An 18,984-nucleotide genomic window follows, 5' to 3' on the forward strand; every position below is an offset into this window, starting at 1 on the left:
CGGTCAACAATGAGATCGCGGTACGCAGTAAATCGTCGATGTGATCGACATCCAAAGCTAGCGCAAGTTCTGAGCAGCATGTTGGCGGTGGCGACCGGTTGCTTCTGGCCGAACGCGGGCCGGCCGCGGCCCCGTGACGCGCAACCGGCGCACATCGACCCTGAACAGCCAATCAACAGCGGACACCGAACGGCCATTGTTCAACCGTCTGCGGTCACACATGGCGACGGACGCGCTTGAGCTAACCAGCGCCTACGGTCGGGCTGAACGTTTCCCCCAACTCAAATCCAATTGCTTACCGGTTCCTTTTGCCGTGGAAGGCCGAGTCTCAGGCCAGCTCCGCATCGCAATGCTGATTGTCTGGTGTAACTCGTTGGTCGGCACGCCGCTCGCTGCCTGAACGGAGATACCTTGCGAAACAGTGCCGAAGAAACGCGCCAAGGCGCCGATGTCGGTGTCTGGCGGCAGCTCCCCGCGCTTACGGGCATCCTCCAGACACGTCCGGATCATCTCGACGCCCGACTCACGGACTTCGCACAGAACCTGAGCCACCCGTCGCGAATCCTCGCTTCCGGTAAGCGCTCCCTGCACCAACAAGCAGCCCCGAGGTGTGCCTTTTGCGCTCTGAAACGTCGCCAAAGCGCGCAGGAACGCCTCTATTCCGCTACGCGCCGATGGCAGCGCCAACGATGGTGCCGCGAAGGCGCCGAGCCGCTCCTGGTAGCGGGCGAGGGCTTTGAAGAAAAGCTGTTCCTTTCCTCCAAAAGCACCATAGAGACTCGGCTTATTGACGCCGATCGCCTCCGTCAGATCCGTCAGCGACGTCCCCTCATAGCCCTTCTCCCAGAAGAGAGTCAGGGCTTGGTCCAACGCCTTGTCGGGGTCGAACGCCCGTGGCCTGCCGATTGCCATCCGTGCACCAATCAATATTTTTACCGATCGGTATATTAAATCCTTGACGAGGCGCTGTCCATCCGCAGATACTTACCGAGCGGTACAAAATTAAATGCGAACCTAACGTTTAGAGAGAGTGAAATGACAAGTCGTTTGAATGGAAAGGTGGCCTTGGTGACGGGCGGCAGTTCGGGTATCGGCCTCGCCGCGGCAAGCCGTTTCGCTGCGGAAGGCGCAACCGTCTACATCACCGGACGCAAACAGGAGGCGCTTGACGCGGCCGTTGACTCAATAGCCGGCAAGGTTACGGCTATCCGGGCCGACTCCAGCGTCGCCGCCGATCTCGAGCGGGTCTACGCCACGATTCGTGACACGAGCGGCAAGCTGGACGTGTTGTTCGCGAATGCCGGTATTGCAGCCTTTGTGCCGCTCTCGGCGATCACTGAAGCCCATTACGACAGCATCGTCGATACAAACCTGAAGGGCGTCGTGTTCACCGTCAAGTACGCGGTTCCTCTGCTGTCCGAAGGCGCCTCGATCATTCTCACTTCGTCGACAGCCGGCTATAGGGGGATGGAAGCATTCAGCTTGTACAGCGCGACGAAGGCGGCGGTCCGGCAACTGGCGCGCGGTTGGCTCCTGGATCTGAAGGCTCGGAAAATTCGCGTCAACGTCATCAGCCCCGGCATGGTCGATACGCCCGCCATCGACGGCCTGGTGGGCGATCCGAACGCGGCTTCCGGAATGAGGGCGCATGTGGCATCGCAAAATCCGCTGGGCCGCATTGCGCATCCCGATGACGTTGCCGCTGCCGCGTTGTTTCTGGCCTCCGACGAAGCCGCGTACATCAACGGCGTCGACTTGCCCGTAGACGGCGGTGCCAGCCAGATTTAATCCAATTGCGGAAACTTCGCCGAAGCCCGGTTTGCCGCGATTGCACGGTGGTTCCGACTTCGGCATTCCAGCATCGTTCAGGAGCAACGTTCATGCGATACAAACTGTTTGGACAACATACGGGTCTGCGAGTCTCCGAACTGGTACTCGGTGCGGGGAATTTCGGGACGCGCTGGGGCCATGGTGCAGAGCCGGCGGAGGCGCGTCGCATCTTTGAAGCCTACGCGGAGGCCGGGGGCAATTTCATCGATACCGCCAACGGATATCAGTTCGGCGAGTCCGAGGAAATTCTCGGCGAACTGCTCGATGGTCACCGGGACGAATTTGTGCTGGCGTCGAAATTCACTTATCGCGCCACGCCTCAGGACGGCATTCTCACGACGGGCAATAGCCGCAAAGCCATGGTGGCGTCCGTGGAGGCCAGCTTGAAGCGACTCAAGACCGACCGTATCGACCTTTTGTGGGCGCACATGTCCGATGGTGTGACGCCGCTCGAGGAGCTCGTGCGGGGATTCGACGATCTCGTACGTGCGGGCAAAATCCTGTACGCGGGTCTGTCCGATTTCCCGGCCTGGCGGGTGGCTCGCGCGGCGACCATCGCCGAATTGCGCGGTACGGTACCTGTCGCGGGTCTCCAGCTGGAATACAGCCTAGTGGAACGTAGCAGCGAGCATGAACTTCTTCCGGCCGGCAAGGCATTGGGACTGGGGATCGTTGGCTGGTCCCCGTTGGGCGGCGGCATGCTTACCGGGAAGTACCGCAATGGTGAAACCGGGAGGCGGGAAGGTTTTGGCGGCAACGTGTTCCAGCCCGAGAACACACCGCAACGTACGGCGATCCTCGACGCGTTGATTGCCGTTGCAGACGAAGCGGGTGTTACTCCCGGAGAAATCGCCATCGCGTGGGTTGCCGGAAAGGGCGTGCAGCCTATCATCGGGCCGCGCACGTTGGCGCAGCTCCAGAGCAATCTGGCCGCTATCCGGGTCACCCTTTCGGCAGAGCAGATCGGCCGCCTCGACATCGCGAGCGCGATTCCTCCCATCTTTCCGTACACGGTGATCGACGCACCCCAAACCCGCCAGGGCTATACGGGCGGCAAGGCCGACGAGTTCGATTCTCCTGCAGTGCCAGTCGCCTGAGGCATTGTTTCAATAGCAGGTCGCAAGCATGGCGTCCACGAGACGCCATGTATAGGCTTTTTGCCGCAATTCAGCTACCCGAACTGATGCAAATGCTGCGGCGCGAGACGCGCGAACGGTGCCTCACGCGCTGCTCGACGCGGCCAACGCGGCGCGGGAGTGCAAACGAAGGAGATGCCAATGCTTGAAGCCGATGCAGTGACGCCGGCGGACTCGCAGGAACACTTGAAAGTACAGCCGCTCGAAACGATACGCAGCTATCACGCGCATATTTACTTTGACGGCCCGGAGCAACGACGTGTCGCCGAAGTCTTGCGGGAACACATCGCGCAACGCTTTCCGGTCGTTCTCGGTCGCTGGCACGATCGACCGATTGGCCCTCATGCGAAGCCGATGTATCAGGTCGCCTTTTCCCGACATGAATTCGGTAGTTTCCTGCCTTGGCTCATGGTAAATCGTCGTGGACTGACGGTACTCGTTCATCCCAATACCGGCCGTCCACTCGCGGACCACCTCGACCATCCGGTCTGGATGGGTGAAGTGCTCGACATCCTCAATCGGCAGCTGCTCCCCGTCGATGAAGGACCGGAGCCGGATCTCGTCACCAACACTCGACCAACGGTGAATCCATGAGTGATATTCCGTACGGCAATGCGCTCATCATCGGGGCTGGCTTTGGCATTAGCGCAGCCCTCACGCGGGCGCTGCGTTCCGCAGGTCTTCCCGTCATTATCGCCTCACGAAAACCCGATAGATTGGCGCCGCTGGTGAGCGAGACGGGAGCCGTCGCGCTGCAGGTCGATGCATCAGAAGCCGCGCAGGTCGCGCGCCTTTTCGAAGAGACGGTGGAGCGAATCGGGCCGCCCGAGATCGTTATATACAACGCCAGTAGCATCGTCCGCGGTCCTATCGCTGGGCTCGATCCGGTTCATGTCGAACATGCAATATCCGTCACCGCATTGGGCGCGTTTTACGCGATACAGCAAGCTGCCAGGCACATGGTTCCTGTGGGCAGAGGCGCAGTCTTGTTGACCGGAGCGACCGCCGGCATCAAAGGATTTGCCCGCTCCGCACCTTTTGCGATGGGTAAGTTCGCCCTGCGGGGACTGGCCCAGAGCGCTGCCCGTGAACTGGCGCCTCAAGGCATCCACGTCGCCCACGTAATCATCGACGGCAGTGTGCGGGCGAGCGGACGCGTGGACCCATCGGACCGCACGCTTGATCCGGACGCCATCGCTCGATGCTATATCGATCTCTTGCGCCAACACCGCAGTGCATGGTCGTGGGAAATCGAGGTGCGGCCTTGGGTAGAGAGCTTTTGACCGTGGAGTCACATTGGACTTGGCAATATGAACTTTCGTGAGTGTTGGCATTTATCACGGCAGCGAAGGGGGCCGCCGCGCCAATTCTTGACTCCCTTGGGAGCTATCGACCATTGAGCACCCCGGCCCGTACAAGCCAGGGGTACTGCAGCCAGTCGATCCTCCGCCGCTTCGCCGCCGAGCACGGTCGGCGGCACCGCGACAACACACGCCGACGCGCTCCTGCCGGCACTAAAGACGATCGACGCGACCGCATGCCCCCCGTCGCGCCGATCACTCCCGCTCAGATCTGCTGCTGGCCGCCATCGACGAACAATTCGATGCCGTTCACGAAGCTCGCGTCGTCCGACGCCAGGAACAGCGCCGCGCTCGCGATTTCGCCCGGCTCGCCGAGGCGCCCCATCGGAATCTGCGCTGCTAGGTAATCGGCAAGCCCCTGCCGCTGAGCCGCATCGTCGCCGGCGAGATCGAGCAGGCCGGGCGTGCGGGTCGCGCCCGGGCTGATCGTGTTCACGCGGATGCGTCGGTCCTTGAGGTCGAGAATCCAGCTACGCGCAAACGCACGCACCGCCGCCTTCGAAGCCGAATACACGCTGAACGCAGCGGTGCCCGCGCTACCCGCCGTCGAGCCGGTCAGAATCACCGATGCGCCATCGGCCAGCAGCGGCAGCGCCTTCTGCACGGTGAACAGCACGCCCTTCACGTTGCGGTCGAAGGTGTCGTCGTAGTGCGCTTCGGTGATGCTGCCCAGCGGCAGCATCGAACCGCCGCCGGCGTTGACGAACAACACATCGAGGCGCCCCTGTTCTTCCTTGATTTGCGCATACAGCGCGTCGAGCTCATCGAGCTTCGTGGAATCGGAACGCACGCCTGTGGCCGTGCCGCCGGCTTCACGGATACCCGCCACGGCGGCATCGAGTTCGGCCTGACGGCGGCCCGTGAGATAGACGTGCGCCCCTTCAGCCGCGAAGCGCTGGGCGGTGGCCAGGCCGATGCCGCTGGTGGCGCCGGTGACGAGTGCGATCTTGGTGTCGAGCTTGCGTGCCATGGTATTGCTCCTTTCAGTGGGTCAGCAGTGTTTGGGTTGGGTGTTACGTGCTGCGATGTGAGGAGAATATCGACGGCTCGATCTTTTCGAAATAGAATCAATCGCAATCCAACGTTGCATAAATGAAAAGATGAGGGGAAATGGCGCACCTGCCTGATTTCGAAGGATTGGCGATGTTCGCGAAGGTGGCCGAGCACGGGTCGTTTGCGGCTGCGGCGCGCGCGACCGGGGTATCGGTCGCCACCGTCTCCCGCGGGGTGGCGCGTCTGGAGGACCGGCTGGGCGCGCGGCTGTTCAATCGCACGTCGCGGCAGCTCTCGCTGACCGAGTTCGGCCGGACGATCAGCGAGAAGGCCGGCGAGATCTATCGCCAGGCCGAGGAAGCGGAAAGCTCGGCGCGCGAGATGTCGGTGCAGCCGCGCGGGCTGGTGCGTCTGGCCGTGCCGATGTCGTTCGGGCTGCGCTGGGTCGCGCCGCTGCTGCCGGGCTTTTTTCGCGCGTATCCGGAGGTGTCGATCGACCTGCATTTATCGGATGCGTCCGTCGACCTGATCGCCGATGGGTTTGACGCGGCGCTGCGTATCGCCGCACTGCCGGATTCGTCGCTGGTCGCGCGTCGGCTGTGCGCGGTCACGCAATTCGTGGTGGCGTCGCCGGAATATTTGCGACGCGAAGGGCGTCCGACGCATCCGCGTGAGCTGGCGGATCGCCCCTGCCTCCCGTACGCGTATCGCGCGCGGAGTGCCGTATGGCGCTTCACGAACGATGCAGGCGACGAGGAGTCGGTGATGCCGACGGGCCCGCTACGCGTCACCAACGCCGATGCGCTGTTGCCGACGCTGCTCGATGGGCTTGCGATCGCCGAGCTGCCGGAGTTCATCGCGGGCGAATATCTGGCCGATGGCCGTCTCGAAGCCATTCTCCCCGGCTGGTCGCTGACGACGGGCGGGCTTTATTTCGTTACGCCGTCGGCGCGGGCGCGACCCGCGAAGGTGACGGCGTTGTCCGACTACTTCGCCGAACATCTGGGCAATCCCGTCTGGCGATGGCCAAAGTGATGTTTCGGTGAGTGGCCGCGTCAGGCCCTCTGCTCGACGACCACACTGCCGCCGGATCGGATGCCTTGACCGCGACCGGCCGATAAACGATCGCCGCCATTCCCGAACGCGGCCGCACGTTACGTCGACTTCCCTCTTCGCCCCCTTCGCGAAGGACACTGGCCAAGGAGCTCGACCAGCCGCGTCTCGCATCCGGAAAACGCGTATCCGCGCCGCTGCGAGACCATGAACGTGAGGGGCCGCATGTGCCACGCGCGCCGCTGGAGCTCGACGAGCGTGCCCTTCGCGAGATCCGCGTCGACCATATGGCGCGGCATGTGCCCCCAGCACAGGCTCCCTTTGAGCAGGTCGTGCTTCGCGCCGAGGTCGTTCACCCACCACTGGCGCTCACTGGCGACCCCTTGCTGGGTCTTTTCCGCATCGGGCTGATTGTCGGTGACGACGAGCTGAATGTGCCGGCCGAATTCCTCCCGCGGGATCGGCTTCGCCATGGCAGCCAGCGGATGCGCCGGCCCACATACGGTCACCATTTGCGCATCGAATAAATGATGCCGTTCGATGGTGCCCGGGCTCAGCTCGGGCACGTCGGTGATCGTCACCGCCAATGCGCACGTGCCCTGGAGCACCAGACGCTCGCCGCCCTGCATGGTCGTCATGCGCAGATTGATGGCAACCGTCGGAAATTCCGCCTGCAGCGTGCGCAGGCATTCGATCAGGTGCGTCCGCGAAAAATAGGTGTCCACGGCGATCGACACCTGCGGGACGCCGGTTTCGGCGATCGCAACCGCACGCATCTTCATTTCCTCGGTGCGTGAGATCACCCCGCGCGCATCGGGCAGCAGGCTGCGGCCGGCGGCGGTGAGCGTCGCCTTGCGCGTGTTGCGCTCGAACAGCATCACGTCGAAGGCGCTTTCGAGCGCGCTGATCGCGTGACTGATCGCCGACTGCGCGCGCCTCAGTTCCCTTGCCGCTCCGGAAAAGCTTCCCTGGTCACACACGGCGACGAATGCCCGGAGTTGATTGATGGTGACGTTGTCGAGCATAGATCTATCTAAAAAGTAGATGGCACTTATAGATATTCAGTCAATTGGCTTCATGAATCAAGCGCGCCAGAATCGGGTTTCCCGCTCTTGTTTCGAAGGACGCACGACATGAACAGACTGAATGGCAAGACCGCCGTGATCACCGGCGGCGCAACCGGCATCGGCCGCGCCGCGGCAAGGCGCTTCATCGACGAAGGCGCGTTCGTCTTCCTCTTCGGCCGCCGGCAAGAAGCGCTCGACGCGGCGGTGGCCGACCTGGGGCCGCATGCCCGCGCGGTGAAGGGCTCGGTCTCCGACCCGGCCGACCTCGAACGGCTCTACGCGGCGGTGAAAGCCGAGCGCGGAACCCTCGACATCGTCTTCGCCAATGCGGGGACGGGTAGTCCGCTTCCGCTCGGCCAGATCACCGCCGAGCACATCGACGCCACCTTCGACACCAATGTGAAGGGAACGATCTTCACGGTCCAGAAGGCGCTGCCGCTGATGGGCGCGGGCGGGTCGATCATCCTGACCGGGTCGAGCGCCGGCACCACCGGCGCGCCCGGCTTCACGGCCTACAGCGCGAGCAAGGCCGCGGTGCGCAACCTCGCGCGGACCTGGGCGGAGGACCTGAAGGGCAGCGGCATCCGGGTCAACGTGCTGTCGCCCGGCGCGACGGCGACCGAACTGGCCAAGGAAGCGCTGGGCGAAGCAGGCCAGAAGGCCTACGGCGCGCTGACGCCGCTGCAGCGCATGGCCGATCCCGCAGAGATCGGGGCGGTGGCCGCCTTTCTTGCGTCGTCGGACAGCAGCTTCATGACCGCCAGCGAGGTCGCCGTCGACGGCGGCCTGGCACAACTCTGAGGAGAACGGCCCAATGACTCAATCGCTGAAAGGCAAGACCGCGCTCGTGACCGGCCAGACGATCGAGGCGAGCGGCGGTTACAAGCTCTAAGCACACCGGGAAACGAAGGAGAAACCCATGCGTTACGCAATCATCGGCTTCGGCAAGATCGGCCATGCGCTTGCCAGGGCATTCGCCCGCAACGGCATCGAAGTGGCCGTTGCAACCACGCGCGATCCGCAAAGCTTTACGGCCGATGCGGCCGCGATCGGACCGACGATCATTCCCGTTACCCTGGCGGAAGCGGTCAAGGCGGACGTCATCTTTCTGGCGGTTCGTTTCGAGTCGCACCCGGCGGTCGCCAAAGCGCTGGCCGACTGGAACGGAAAGACCGTCATCGACGCGATGAACACGCAGGCCCCGCTGGACGAACTGGACGGTCTCCCATCCTCGGCCTTCGTCGCGAAAGCGTTCACCGGCGCCAGACTGGTGAAAGGCTTCAACCATCTGGCCGCTGGCGTTCTTGGCCAGGACCCGGCCGTCCACGGCGGCAGGCGAGTCGTGTTTCTGGCGAGCGACGATGACGAGGCCACGGCGGAAGTGGGTACGCTCGCGGAACAACTCGGTTTCGCGCCGATCCAGCTTGGCGGGCTATCGGAAGGCGGATGGCTGGTACACGCGCGCGGAAATAACTGGGGGCGCCTGATCTTCAAGGACCTGGTCAGGTTCGACTGATCGACGTCGGCTTTCAGCCATTTCGCCGAGTCGAATGGACGGTTGCCATTCACAGCCGGGCGGCGACCTATCCTGTCGGCGAGACGGCTGGATCGATCTCGCGAGCCGTCAACCCGAATCTCGCCATGCGCGCGCGATGGTCCGGCGAGCCGACATACGCGCGCAGTTGCCGATTGAACACCGTCAGGAGATCCCGGTTTTCCCGGTTGAATGAAAACGCGCCCAGCGGAGGCGTCCGCTGGCTGCCGTTGCCATCCGGCTCGTGCGCGACGGCCTCGATCATCGCGCTGCCTATCCGGCCCGCCACGATGCGATTCCCCAAAGCGGTGCTCGCATAGGCGTCGATCACGCCGGAGAGCACGGCCGCGATCGCGTCGGCTTGCTGTTCGAAGACGACGATTTGCCGCCGGCTCACGCCTGCCGCCATCGCGGAATCATGCTGTACCTGTCCGGCGATGATGCCGAGGCGCGCATCGGGACGTTCGGCGATCGACGCATAACGCCTGAGCGCCTTCGGGTTGCCGGGCCGCACCAGGAAACCGTCCTCGATTCCCCACACCGGCACGCTGAACGCAACGGTATTGGCCCGCTGCGGTGTCACGAAGAGCGGCACGTTCATGTCCCAGTGCCCCGATGCGACGCCGGGCAGCAACTCGCTGAACGTCGTCGGGCAATACTCGACGCGGGTGACGCCTATCTGCCGGAGAATCGTCGCCGCGAGCTCGAGATCGGCACCTGTGGCGGTGCCATCCGCTTCGGTCCATCCAAACGGAGGTTCCTCGATGTACGCAATGGTTACCTTCATCGCTTTCTCTCGCAAGCCGAAGAATCGATCGGGAATGCATCAGCTTACCGTGGGAAGTCGAGGTCCACTACGAATGGACAAAATTAATCCGGGTGTAATCAAGTTGACGACATTATTTTGGTGCGGCTGTCAGTGAAGTCGTCAACTCGATCAGCAGGGTCCGGTACGACATGAATCGCGGCGCGACGGAATGCATCGGCCCCACGCTATTCGACGTTATCCGCCACGTCCGTCATCCGGATCATGTGCGGCTTGATGCCGTCGTCTTCGGCGGTCGCGGCCTCCCGCGGATGAATCAGCGCTTCGAGCCGCGCCTTCGTCGCGACGAACTCGGGCGTATTGACCTGCGAATAATCGCGCGGCCGCGGCACCGGCACCTCGATCAGCTCCTGCACCCCGCCCGGATTCGCCTTCAGCACCAGAATCCGGTCGGCCAGAAAGATCGCCTCGTCGAGGTCGTGCGTGATGAACAGGATCGTCACGTCGATGTTGCGCCAGATGTCGAGCAGATGGGTCTGCATCCTGGCCCGCGTCTGGGCGTCCAGCGCGCCGAACGGCTCGTCCATCAGCAGGATGCGCGGACGGTTCGCGAGCGCGCGGGCGATCGCCACGCGCTGCTTCATGCCGCCCGACAACTGGTGCGGATACACGTCGGCGAAACGCGTCAGCCCGACGAGATCGAGCCACTGCAGCGCTTCGCGCTCGGCCACGCCGCTGCTGCTGCCGTTCATGCGCAGACCGAACATCACGTTCTTCTTCACCGTGAGCCACGGAAACAGCGTATAGCCCTGGAACACCATTCCGCGATCGGCGCCCGGCCCGTCGACCGGCTTGCCGTCCAGCAGCACGTCGCCGCTCGTCTGCGCGTCGAGCCCGGCGAGAATCCGGATCAACGTCGACTTGCCGCAGCCGGACGGGCCGATCACGCACACGAACTCGCGCCGGTGCGTGCGGAAACTGATGTCGTCGAGCGCGACGCACTCGCCCTGCGGCGTCGTGAAGCGCTTGCCGACGTGTCGCACGTCGAGTATCACGTCGCGGGCCTTCAGCCGCGCGAAGCGCTCGCGCACCGCGTCGGACTGGATCAGGTAATCGGGAACGGCTTGCGGGTTCTGCATGATGCCCTCTGCGGAAATCGGTCGATGGGGACGTGCGGGCGACGCTCACGCTTTCAGCGTGCGGTCCCACGGAAAGAGCCGGCGGCCGAGCAGCCCGAGCACGATGTCGGTGCCGAGGCCGATGATCCCGATCATCAGGATTGCCGCATATACGTTGTCGAAATGCTGGTAGCGCGCCTGCTGGCTGATGTACCACGTGATGCCCGAACTCGTGCCGACCAGCTCGGCGACGATCAGGTAAGTCCACGCCCAGCCGAGCAGGATGCGCTGATCGCGATACAGGTCCGGCAGCACGCCCGGAATCACGACGTGCGTGAGCAGCTTCAGCTTCTTCGTGCCGAGCGTCATCGCGGCCTCGAACAGCCCGTATTCGAGCTTGCGCGTGGTGTTCGCGATGATCAGCACCTGCTGGAACAGCGTACCGATCACGATGATCGCGATCTTCGGCGCGTCATAGATGCCGAGAATCGCGACCATCAGCGCGCCGAACGCCGGCGCCGGCAGGTAGCGGAAGAACTCCAGGAACGGCTCCTGCAGCCGCGCGAGCGCACTGAAGGTGCCGCAGACGATGCCGAGCGGCACGCCGATCGCGGACGAAATCACGAAGCCCCAGAAGATGATGCGGATGCTGTGCCACAGGCTTTCGTGCAGCCACACGCCGTCGCGCGACGCGGGCGGTGTCGTGAACGCCGTGTAGAACGCGCGCAAGACCTGGTGCGGCGCCGGCAGGTAGACCGGATTCGCGCGCTCGCCCTCGGGCACCGCCGCGTGCGCGGCCCGCGCATGCGCGAGTTCGTCGTCGAACACGTCGCGGTCGATCTGCATCCCGGTCTGGAAATAGTCGACGCTGCCCGGATTCGTGATGCGCATCTGCGGATGCCAGACGAACGGCACATAACTGATCAGACACCAGACGGCGAACGGCAGCAGGAAGGACGCCAGCGCGAGCGTCCATTTGCCGCGCGTCGTCAGCTCGCGGCGCACCGCGAGCCAGCCGGTCGTGTTGCGGGTCGTTGTCATCGGAATCTCCGTATCGTTTCAGGTGCCGGTCGCGCGGATGCCGCGGCATCGCGCGACCGTGCGTTCATTGCAATGCGCCGCCGGCCGCCTGCGCGCGGTAAGCGCGCCAGCCGCCGAAGCGCGTGATGTCCTGCGCATCGTCGAGGGCCACGCTTTCGCACAGGAAGCCCTGCACGCGCGCACCGTCGGCGAGCGTCAGCGTGCCGATGCCAAGCGGCGCCGCGATACCGGCGACGAAGCTGCCGTACGCGTCGACCGGCATCTCCCAGACCTCGACCGCGATCGGTGCGCCATCGTTCGGCACACGCACGAGCCCCGGTTTGGCAACGCCACCGCTTGCTTCCGCGGACAGCGCATAGAGGCGATAGGCCGGCGCGGTGGTGGTCGCGGTGACGAAGCGCGCGCCGCGCTGCGTGAGCTGCCCGTTCAACGGTTCGCCGCGTAGATGCGCGCCGACGACGGCCACGCGCACGACACCCGCGGCTGCGGCACGCGCCGACATCGCGGCCGCGGGCGGCCGAACGTCGTCGACGGCGGCCGCGCCCTCGCCCCACGCCTGCGCGAGATCCAGCAGCCGCGCATCGTCGTGCGCACGCCCGACGAACGTGATCCCGAACGGCAAGCCCGCATGCGGCCCGGTTGCGCAAGTACCCGCCGGCACCGCGATCGCCGACAGGTCGAGCAGGTTCACGAAGTTCGTGTAGTAACCGAAGCGCGAATTGATCGCGATCGGATCGGCTTCGAGCGCATCGACGGTCGCGGTCGTCGCCGAGGTCGGCATCACGATCGCGTCGAGGCCATCCCACGCGCGGGCCGCGTCGACGCGCAGCGCCGCAAGCCGGTCGAAGGCGGCGAACGCGTCGGCGGCGCTGAAGCGCGACGCCCCGCCGACGATTTCGCGGATCACCGGATGCAGTGCATCGGGTTCGCGCGCGGCGAATGCGCCGATCGCGGCCAGCCGCTCGGCGACCCACGGGCCGTCGTACAGCAGCCGCGCGGCGGCCAGGAACGGTGCGAAGTCGATCTCGACGACCCGCGCGCCGGTCGCGCGCAGCCGTTCGAGCGCCGCGCCCCAGGCCGCGCGATACGATGCGTCGCCGAAGAATTCGAGCTGATCGGCACGCGGCGTGCCGAAGCGCAATTGCGCGAGCGGCCGCGCCGGCTGCGCGCGCAACCCGTCCGCGCCCAGCAGCGGCTGCCAGGCGCGCCCGTACGGATCGCCGTCCGTCACGCCGTGCGCGGTGGCGAACACGGTGCGCGCGTCGTCCGCCGAACGCGCGAACACCGACACGCAATCGAGCGACCGGCAGGCCGGCACCACGCCGAGCGTGCTCAGCACGCCGCGTGTCGGCTTGAGCCCGACGAGCCCGTGGAAGGCGGCCGGCACGCGCCCGGAGCCCGCCGTGTCGGTGCCGAGCGAGAACGTCGCGACGCCGAGCGCGACGGCCACCGCCGACCCGGAACTCGAGCCGCCCGACGCGTAGCGCGGGTCGAGCGCATTGCGGCACGCACCGTAAGGCGAGCGCTGCCCCGAGAGCCCGGTCGCGAACTGGTCGAGATTGGTCTTGCCGACGGGAATCGCGCCGGCCGCGATCAATCGCTCGACCACCGGCGCGCTGCGTGCCGGCGTGTATGCGTAGGCGGGGCAGCCTGCGGTCGTCGGGATGCCGGCGAGGTCGATGTTGTCCTTGATCGCGAACGGCACGCCGTACAGCGGCAACGACGCGATGTCGCGTCCGGCCAGCGCGTCGGCATACGACATCATCTCGTCGCGCGTGAGCGGCCTGATCCACGCATGGTGCGAGTCGCCCGCGTCGAAATGCGCGGCGATCGCGTCGACGAGCGCATGCGGCGTCAGGTCGCCCGCCGCATAGCGGGCACGCAGCGCGGCAATCGAGCGCAGCCCGGGCAGCACCGGGCGGTCCTTCGTGCTCATGCGACCTCCTCGGCGGCGCCCGCCTTCATCACCATCAGCCGCTGGCCGGCCACCACCGCCGCGCCAGGCGCGCAATCGATCGTCTCGATCGTGCCGTCTTCCGTTGCCGTCACCGCCACCTCCATCTTCATCGATTCGACGATCGCGACGACCTGCCCTTCGGTCACGCGCTCGCCGGCGTCCACCAGCACCTTCCACACGCTGCCCGACACGTCGGCGGCAATCGCCCGCTGCGTGTCGTCGAGCGCACCCGCTACCCGGTCCGCTTGCGCGTCGCCCGGCTCCGCGTCGCCGGCGTATTCCGCGTGGCCCGCCGCGCGCCAGCGCTCGCGCTCCGCGTCGAACGCGGCCTGCTGCGTCGCCTTGAACGCGGCGATCGACTCCGCCTCGTCGTGCAGGAAGCGGTTGTAGGCGCGCAGATCGAACACCGATTCCTCGATCTTCAGCGTCGCGCGGCCCGCGATGAAATCCGCACGCAACGCAGTCAGCTCGGCCTCGCTGACTTCGTAGAAGCGGATCTCGTCGAAGAAGCGCAGCAGCCATGGCTTGCCGGCCTCGAATTCGCGCGTGGTGCGGTGGCGGTTCCACATCTGCACGGTGCGGCCGACGAACTGATAGCCGCCCGGCCCTTCCATCCCGTACACGCACAGGTACGCGCCGCCGATGCCGACCGCGTTCTCCGGCGTCCAGGTGCGCGCGGGGTTGTATTTCGTCGTCACGAGCCGGTGGCGCGGATCGAGCGGCGTCGCGACGGGCGCACCGAGGTAGACGTCGCCGAGGCCCATCACCAGATAGCGCGCGTCGAACACGATGCGCTTCACGTCGTCGATGCTCGCCAGGCCGTTGATGCGCCGGATGAACTCGATATTGCTCGGGCACCACGGCGCATCGGGCCGCACCGACTGCATGTAGCGCTCGATCGCGACGCGCGTCGACGGGTCGTCCCACGACAGCGGCAGATGCACGATGCGGTTCGGCACACGCAGGTCGGCCACGTCGGCAAGTTCGCGCTCGGCGGCCTGCAGATGCGCGAGCAGCGCGTCGAGCGGCAGCGTCCGCGCGTCGAACTGCACCTGGAGCGAGCGGATGCCCGGCGTCAGGTCGAGCATGCCGGGCAGCCGGTGCGCGTCGAGCCAGCCCATCAGCGCGTGCACGCGAAAGCGCAGGTTCAGATCGAGCACGAGCGGCCCGTATTCGACCAGCACGTTGCGGTCGCCCGAGCGCCGGTAGACGACGCCGATGCCGCCGCCGGCCGACGGGTCGCGATGCAGCACGCAGTCGTCGGAGGAGCCGGATGAGTCGGATGCGGCTGCGGCAACGTCACGCGTCGCATCCACCGCCGCCGCAGCCGGTTTCCCGGCCGACACGCCCGCACGCACGAACTGCACGGTATCGCCCGGCCGCAACTGCCCGAGCTTCCACAACTCGTCGCACACGACCGTCACCGGACACACGAAGCCGCCGAGGCTCGGCCCGTCCGGGCCGAGAATCACCGGCATGTCGCCGGTGAAATCGACCGCGCCAATCGCATACGCGTTGTCGTGGATGTTCGACGGATGCAACCCCGCCTCGCCGCCGTCCGCACGGGCCCATTGCGGCTTCGGGCCGATCAGCCGCACGCCGGTGCGGCTGGAGTTGTAATGGACGGTCCACTGCGTGCCGTAGAGCATCGCGATGTCGTCCGGCGTGAAGAAATCCGGCGCGCCATGCGGACCGTCGAGCACGCCGAGCGTCCATGCATGCGTCAGCGCGGGAATCTCGGCCGCGGCCAGCGTCGCACCAGCGTCGCCGCGCCCGACGTCCGCGTGCAGATGCAGCACGTCGCCCTTGCGAAGCGCGCGGCCGGCATGGCCGCCGAACTGGCCGAGCGTGAAGGTCGCCTTGCTGCCGAGATAGTCGGGCACCTGCAGCCCGCCCTTGACGGCGAGACACGCGCGCACGCCCGCGCCGGTCACGCCGCCCAGTTTCAATACCGCGCCCGGTCGGGCTCGCACGACCTGCCAGAACGGCACCGCTTCACCGTCGAGCGTGGCCGCGAGCGGTGCACCGCCGAGCACGAACAGCGTCGCGCTATTGAAGCGCAGCGTCGCGCCGACCATCGTGAATTCCAGCCCGGCCGCGTCGCGCGCGTTGCCGAGCAGCGCGTTTGCGAGATCGAATGCGCGATCGTCCATCGGCCCCGACGGCGGCACGCCGACGCTCCAGTAGCCGACCCGCCCGGGCGCCTGCTGCACGGTGGTCTGCACGCCGCCGTCGAGCACGTCGATCGTGTGCGGCGCGAACGCGAAGCGCGACAGGAAGGCAGTGGTCGGCGCGCCGCGCGCGAACGTGTCGGAGCCGACGACCGCACGCAGGTAGTCGAGGTTGGTCTCGATCCCGTACAGCTCGGTCTGGTCGAGCGCGGCCCGCAGCGCGGCCAGCGCGTCGCGCCGCGTGTCGCCGCGCACGATCAGCTTCGCGAGCAGCGGATCGTAATGCGCGCTGATCTCCGTGCCCGCCTCGATCCAGCCGTCGACCCGCACGTCGTCGGGAAACGCAACGTGCGTGAGCAGTCCGGCGCTCGGCTGGAACTGCTTGTTCGGGTCCTCCGCATAGAGCCGCACCTGGATGCTCGCGCCGCGCGGGGCGACGGCGAGCGTGTCGAGCGGCGGCAGGTCGCCTTCGGCCTGCAGGATCATCCATTCCACGAGATCGACGCCCGTCACGGCCTCGGTCACGCAATGCTCGACCTGCAGCCGCGTGTTCACCTCGAGGAAATAGAATTGCCGCGTGCTCGCGTCGAACACGAATTCGACCGTGCCGGCCGACGCGTAGCCCACCGCGCGCGCGAGCCGCACCGCGCTCGCGTGCAGCGCGTCGCGCTCGGCGGCGCTCAGATCGGGCGCGGGCGTTTCCTCGATCACCTTCTGGTTGCGCCGCTGCACCGAGCAATCGCGTTCGCCGAGCGCGATCGCGCCGCCGCGGCCGTCGCCGAAGATCTGCACTTCGATGTGCCGCGCGTGTTCGACGAACTTCTCGAGATAGACACCCGCATGCGCGAAGTTCGCGGCGCCGAGCCGCACGACGGATTCGAACGCTGCGCCGAGCTGCGCCGCATCGCGGCACAGCGACATGCCGATGCCGCCGCCGCCCGCGGTGCTTTTCAGCATCACCGGATAGCCGATCGCGTCGGCTTCGGCGAGCGCCGTCGCGACGTCGTCGAGCAGCCCGGTGCCGGGCAGCAGCGCGACGCCGTGCGCGGCCGCGAGTTCGCGCGCGGTGTGCTTGAGGCCGAACGCGCGCATGTGATCGCCGCGCGGCCCGATGAAGCGCAGGCCCGCCGCTTCGCACGCGTCGGCGAAGCCCGCGTGCTCGGACAGGAAACCGTAGCCGGGATGCACGGCCTGCGCGCCGGTCGCGCGCGCGGCGGCGAGGATCGCCGCGACGTTCAGATAGCTGTCGGCCGCCGGCGCGGGCCCGACCCGCACGGCTTCGTCGGCGAGCGCCACGTGGCGCGCGTCGCGGTCGGCATCCGAATAGATCGCGACCGATGCGATGCCGAGGCGATTCAGCGTGCGGATCACGCGGCAGGCAATTTCGCCGCGATTCGCGACGAGAACTTTGGCGAATCTCATGTTGCCTCCCGCAGCGAACGTGTCGGCCCGGAGTAGCGCTTCAGCGCGTACTCCGGCCCCATGCAAAGCAAGCGAGCGTGGGGGCCGTTCATTCCGCCTCCCAGATCATGAGGCGCACGGGCGTCGGGTTGTAGCCGTTGCACGGATTGTTGAGTTGCGGGCAGTTCGAGATCAGCACCGTGACGTCCATCTCCGCACGCATCTCGACGTACTTGCCGGGCGCCGAGATGCCGTCCTCGAACGTGAGCCCGCCGAGCGGCGTGACGGGCACGTTCATGAAGAAGTTGACGTTGCCGACCAGGTCGCGCTTGGTGAGCCGCGCGCCGGCGCCGCACGTGCAGTGCGAGATCGCGTTGAGGAAGCTGTCGCGGCAGTTGTGCATGTAGCGCTTGTCGAGCGCATAGCGCACCGTGTTGCTCTCGGCCGCGCACGCGCCGCCGAGCGTGTCGTGACGGCCGCACGTATCGGCGACGATCGTCGCCATCGGGTTGCCGCGGCTCGACATGAGCACGCTGCCGGCGCTCAGGTACAGGTTGCGCTGCGAGCGGATCGTGTCCTGCGCGCTGTAGCGCTCTTCGGGATCGTCGGTGCGGTAGAACAGCGTGTCGACGGCCTGGTTGCCTTCGAGGTCGAGAATGCGGAAGGTCTGCCCGCGCTTCAGGTCGTGCAGCCACGGGTCGCCCGCGCTCAGCGTGACGTCGTGGATCGCGTCGCGCGGGTCGAGACGGCTTTCGATGATCGGCATGGTCTCGCTCCTCATGCGAACAGACGGTCGGTGTTGGCGAAGCCGCGCATGTTCTCCGCGCATGCGCGCCGGCACGGGTCGTCGTCGGGCGCCGCGCCGTCGGCCGGATACGCGCGGTACGCGATCAGCTTCACGGCTTTCGGCGCATAGTCCGGGCGCGGATCGAGCGGATGCGGCGCGGTCGAGAACGCCGCGAGCGTGTTCATCTCGAAGCGCAGGTCGAACGCGCTGCCGGCCGGCGAATGTCCGGCGACGAACTCGAGCGCGCCGTCGTCGCGTGCATCCAGCTTGCTGAAGAAGTTGACGTTCGCGGCGAGGTCGCGCGCCGACAGTCCGTATTTGGCGAGTTCGAGCACGAGGCTGTCGCGGCCGTTGCGGATCATTGCGTTGCGATCGGCCTGGTACGACGACGTGCCGTACTTGTGCGCGAACAGCCGCGCATCGCCGACGCCGCCGAGCGGGTCGTGCCAGCCGAGCGTGTCGGCCGTGATCGACGCGATCACGCGGCCCATGTCCGTATACAGCGCATGGCCGCGCGTCAGATGCGCGGTGTGCTGCGCCTTCAGCGTGTCGGCCATGTTGTAGCGTTCGAGCAGGTCTTCCTGGCGATGAAAGACGGCGGACAGGTTCGCGCCGCCGTCGACGTCGACGATGCGCAGCACGAGGCCGCGGCGCAGGATGCCGGACCAGTGGGTTCCGGCGGGAATCAGCGTTTCCCACGCGACGTGCGGCGGCGGGGCAAGAATGGCTTGGGGGTTCGGCGACATGGCGGCTCCGGGATCGGTTGGAC

17 protein-coding genes are annotated in these 18,984 nt (G+C 66.2%); 7 read left to right on the forward strand and 10 right to left on the reverse strand.

From position 1 onward, the window contains the following. Nucleotides 1-252: 252 nt before the first annotated feature. Entirely contained in the window at nucleotides 253-870 is a 618-nt protein-coding gene (locus tag SY91_RS30585; RefSeq protein ID WP_212226194.1) for a TetR/AcrR family transcriptional regulator, read from the reverse strand. Nucleotides 871-1,035: 165 nt separating this feature from the next. Between SY91_RS30585 and SY91_RS30590 the strand changes: the two genes are divergently transcribed. From SY91_RS30590 to SY91_RS30605, 4 genes are all read left to right on the forward strand, one after another. Beyond that, entirely contained in the window at nucleotides 1,036-1,788 is a 753-nt protein-coding gene (locus SY91_RS30590; RefSeq protein WP_043886713.1) for an SDR family NAD(P)-dependent oxidoreductase, read from the forward strand. 92 nt (nucleotides 1,789-1,880) lie between these two features. Then, complete coding sequence (locus SY91_RS30595; protein ID WP_023475119.1) at nucleotides 1,881-2,927, forward strand: aldo/keto reductase; 1,047 nt, start codon at nucleotides 1,881-1,883, stop codon at nucleotides 2,925-2,927. Between the two features lie 180 nt (nucleotides 2,928-3,107). Next, complete coding sequence (locus SY91_RS30600; protein ID WP_105798146.1) at nucleotides 3,108-3,560, forward strand: DOPA 4,5-dioxygenase family protein; 453 nt, start codon at nucleotides 3,108-3,110, stop codon at nucleotides 3,558-3,560. Further along, on the forward strand, nucleotides 3,557-4,249 hold the full coding sequence (locus SY91_RS30605; protein ID WP_043886716.1) for an SDR family NAD(P)-dependent oxidoreductase: 693 nt from the start codon (nucleotides 3,557-3,559) through the stop codon (nucleotides 4,247-4,249). The genes SY91_RS30600 and SY91_RS30605 overlap by 4 nt, the downstream gene beginning before the upstream one ends. A 283-nt stretch (nucleotides 4,250-4,532) precedes the next feature. Here the strand turns inward: SY91_RS30605 and SY91_RS30610 are convergent, their stop codons facing one another. After that, nucleotides 4,533-5,297 carry an SDR family NAD(P)-dependent oxidoreductase gene (locus SY91_RS30610; protein WP_023475121.1) on the reverse strand — a complete coding sequence of 255 codons (765 nt, stop codon included), beginning with the start codon at nucleotides 5,295-5,297 and terminating at the stop codon, nucleotides 4,533-4,535. Nucleotides 5,298-5,437: 140 nt separating this feature from the next. Here SY91_RS30610 and SY91_RS30615 point away from each other — a divergent pair, with 140 nt between their 5' ends. Next, a complete protein-coding gene (locus SY91_RS30615) occupies nucleotides 5,438-6,355 on the forward strand; it encodes a LysR family transcriptional regulator (protein ID WP_023475122.1) in 918 nt (305 codons plus the stop codon). A 119-nt stretch (nucleotides 6,356-6,474) separates the two neighbouring features. On the opposite strand, the gene SY91_RS30620 is transcribed toward SY91_RS30615, so the two are convergent. Next, entirely contained in the window at nucleotides 6,475-7,398 is a 924-nt protein-coding gene (locus SY91_RS30620; RefSeq protein WP_023475123.1) for a LysR family transcriptional regulator, read from the reverse strand. A 108-nt stretch (nucleotides 7,399-7,506) separates the two neighbouring features. Here SY91_RS30620 and SY91_RS30625 point away from each other — a divergent pair, with 108 nt between their 5' ends. Together SY91_RS30625 and SY91_RS30630 are read left to right on the forward strand one after the other, a co-directional pair. Then, nucleotides 7,507-8,241 carry an SDR family NAD(P)-dependent oxidoreductase gene (locus tag SY91_RS30625; RefSeq protein ID WP_023475124.1) on the forward strand — a complete coding sequence of 245 codons (735 nt, stop codon included), beginning with the start codon at nucleotides 7,507-7,509 and terminating at the stop codon, nucleotides 8,239-8,241. 118 nt (nucleotides 8,242-8,359) lie between these two features. Next, nucleotides 8,360-8,956: an NADPH-dependent F420 reductase gene (locus SY91_RS30630; RefSeq protein WP_023475125.1), complete on the forward strand. Its 597-nt coding sequence runs from the start codon at nucleotides 8,360-8,362 to the stop codon at nucleotides 8,954-8,956. 67 nt (nucleotides 8,957-9,023) lie between these two features. Here SY91_RS30630 and SY91_RS30635 read toward each other — a convergent pair whose 3' ends face one another. The 7 genes from SY91_RS30635 to SY91_RS30665 all read right to left on the reverse strand — a co-directional run bounded on the left by SY91_RS30635 (nucleotide 9,024) and on the right by SY91_RS30665 (nucleotide 18,961). Next, complete coding sequence (locus tag SY91_RS30635) at nucleotides 9,024-9,761, reverse strand: transporter substrate-binding domain-containing protein (protein ID WP_023475126.1); 738 nt, start codon at nucleotides 9,759-9,761, stop codon at nucleotides 9,024-9,026. A 206-nt stretch (nucleotides 9,762-9,967) separates the two neighbouring features. Then, nucleotides 9,968-10,879 (reverse strand): ABC transporter ATP-binding protein, encoded by a 912-nt coding sequence (locus SY91_RS30640; protein ID WP_023475127.1) that lies wholly within the window; start codon nucleotides 10,877-10,879, stop codon nucleotides 9,968-9,970. Between the two features lie 45 nt (nucleotides 10,880-10,924). Continuing rightward, the gene (locus SY91_RS30645; protein ID WP_023475128.1) at nucleotides 10,925-11,899 is read right to left on the reverse strand and encodes an ABC transporter permease; all 975 of its coding nucleotides are present in this window, start codon (nucleotides 11,897-11,899) and stop codon (nucleotides 10,925-10,927) included. 64 nt (nucleotides 11,900-11,963) lie between these two features. Next, nucleotides 11,964-13,835, reverse strand: coding sequence for an allophanate hydrolase (atzF, locus tag SY91_RS30650; protein ID WP_023475129.1), 1,872 nt, complete (start codon nucleotides 13,833-13,835; stop codon nucleotides 11,964-11,966). Then, nucleotides 13,832-17,449, reverse strand: a complete 3,618-nt coding sequence (uca, locus tag SY91_RS30655) for an urea carboxylase (protein ID WP_023475130.1) — start codon at nucleotides 17,447-17,449, stop codon at nucleotides 13,832-13,834. The genes atzF and uca overlap by 4 nt, the downstream gene beginning before the upstream one ends. Before the next feature lie 88 nt (nucleotides 17,450-17,537). Further along, the gene (locus SY91_RS30660) at nucleotides 17,538-18,194 is read right to left on the reverse strand and encodes an urea amidolyase associated protein UAAP2 (protein ID WP_011549113.1); all 657 of its coding nucleotides are present in this window, start codon (nucleotides 18,192-18,194) and stop codon (nucleotides 17,538-17,540) included. An 11-nt stretch (nucleotides 18,195-18,205) separates the two neighbouring features. Then, on the reverse strand, nucleotides 18,206-18,961 hold the full coding sequence (locus tag SY91_RS30665) for an urea amidolyase associated protein UAAP1 (protein WP_023475131.1): 756 nt from the start codon (nucleotides 18,959-18,961) through the stop codon (nucleotides 18,206-18,208). Nucleotides 18,962-18,984: the final 23 nt, after the last annotated feature.

Source organism: Burkholderia cenocepacia (assembly GCF_014211915.1).
GTDB classification, from domain to species: Bacteria; Pseudomonadota; Gammaproteobacteria; order Burkholderiales; family Burkholderiaceae; genus Burkholderia; species Burkholderia orbicola.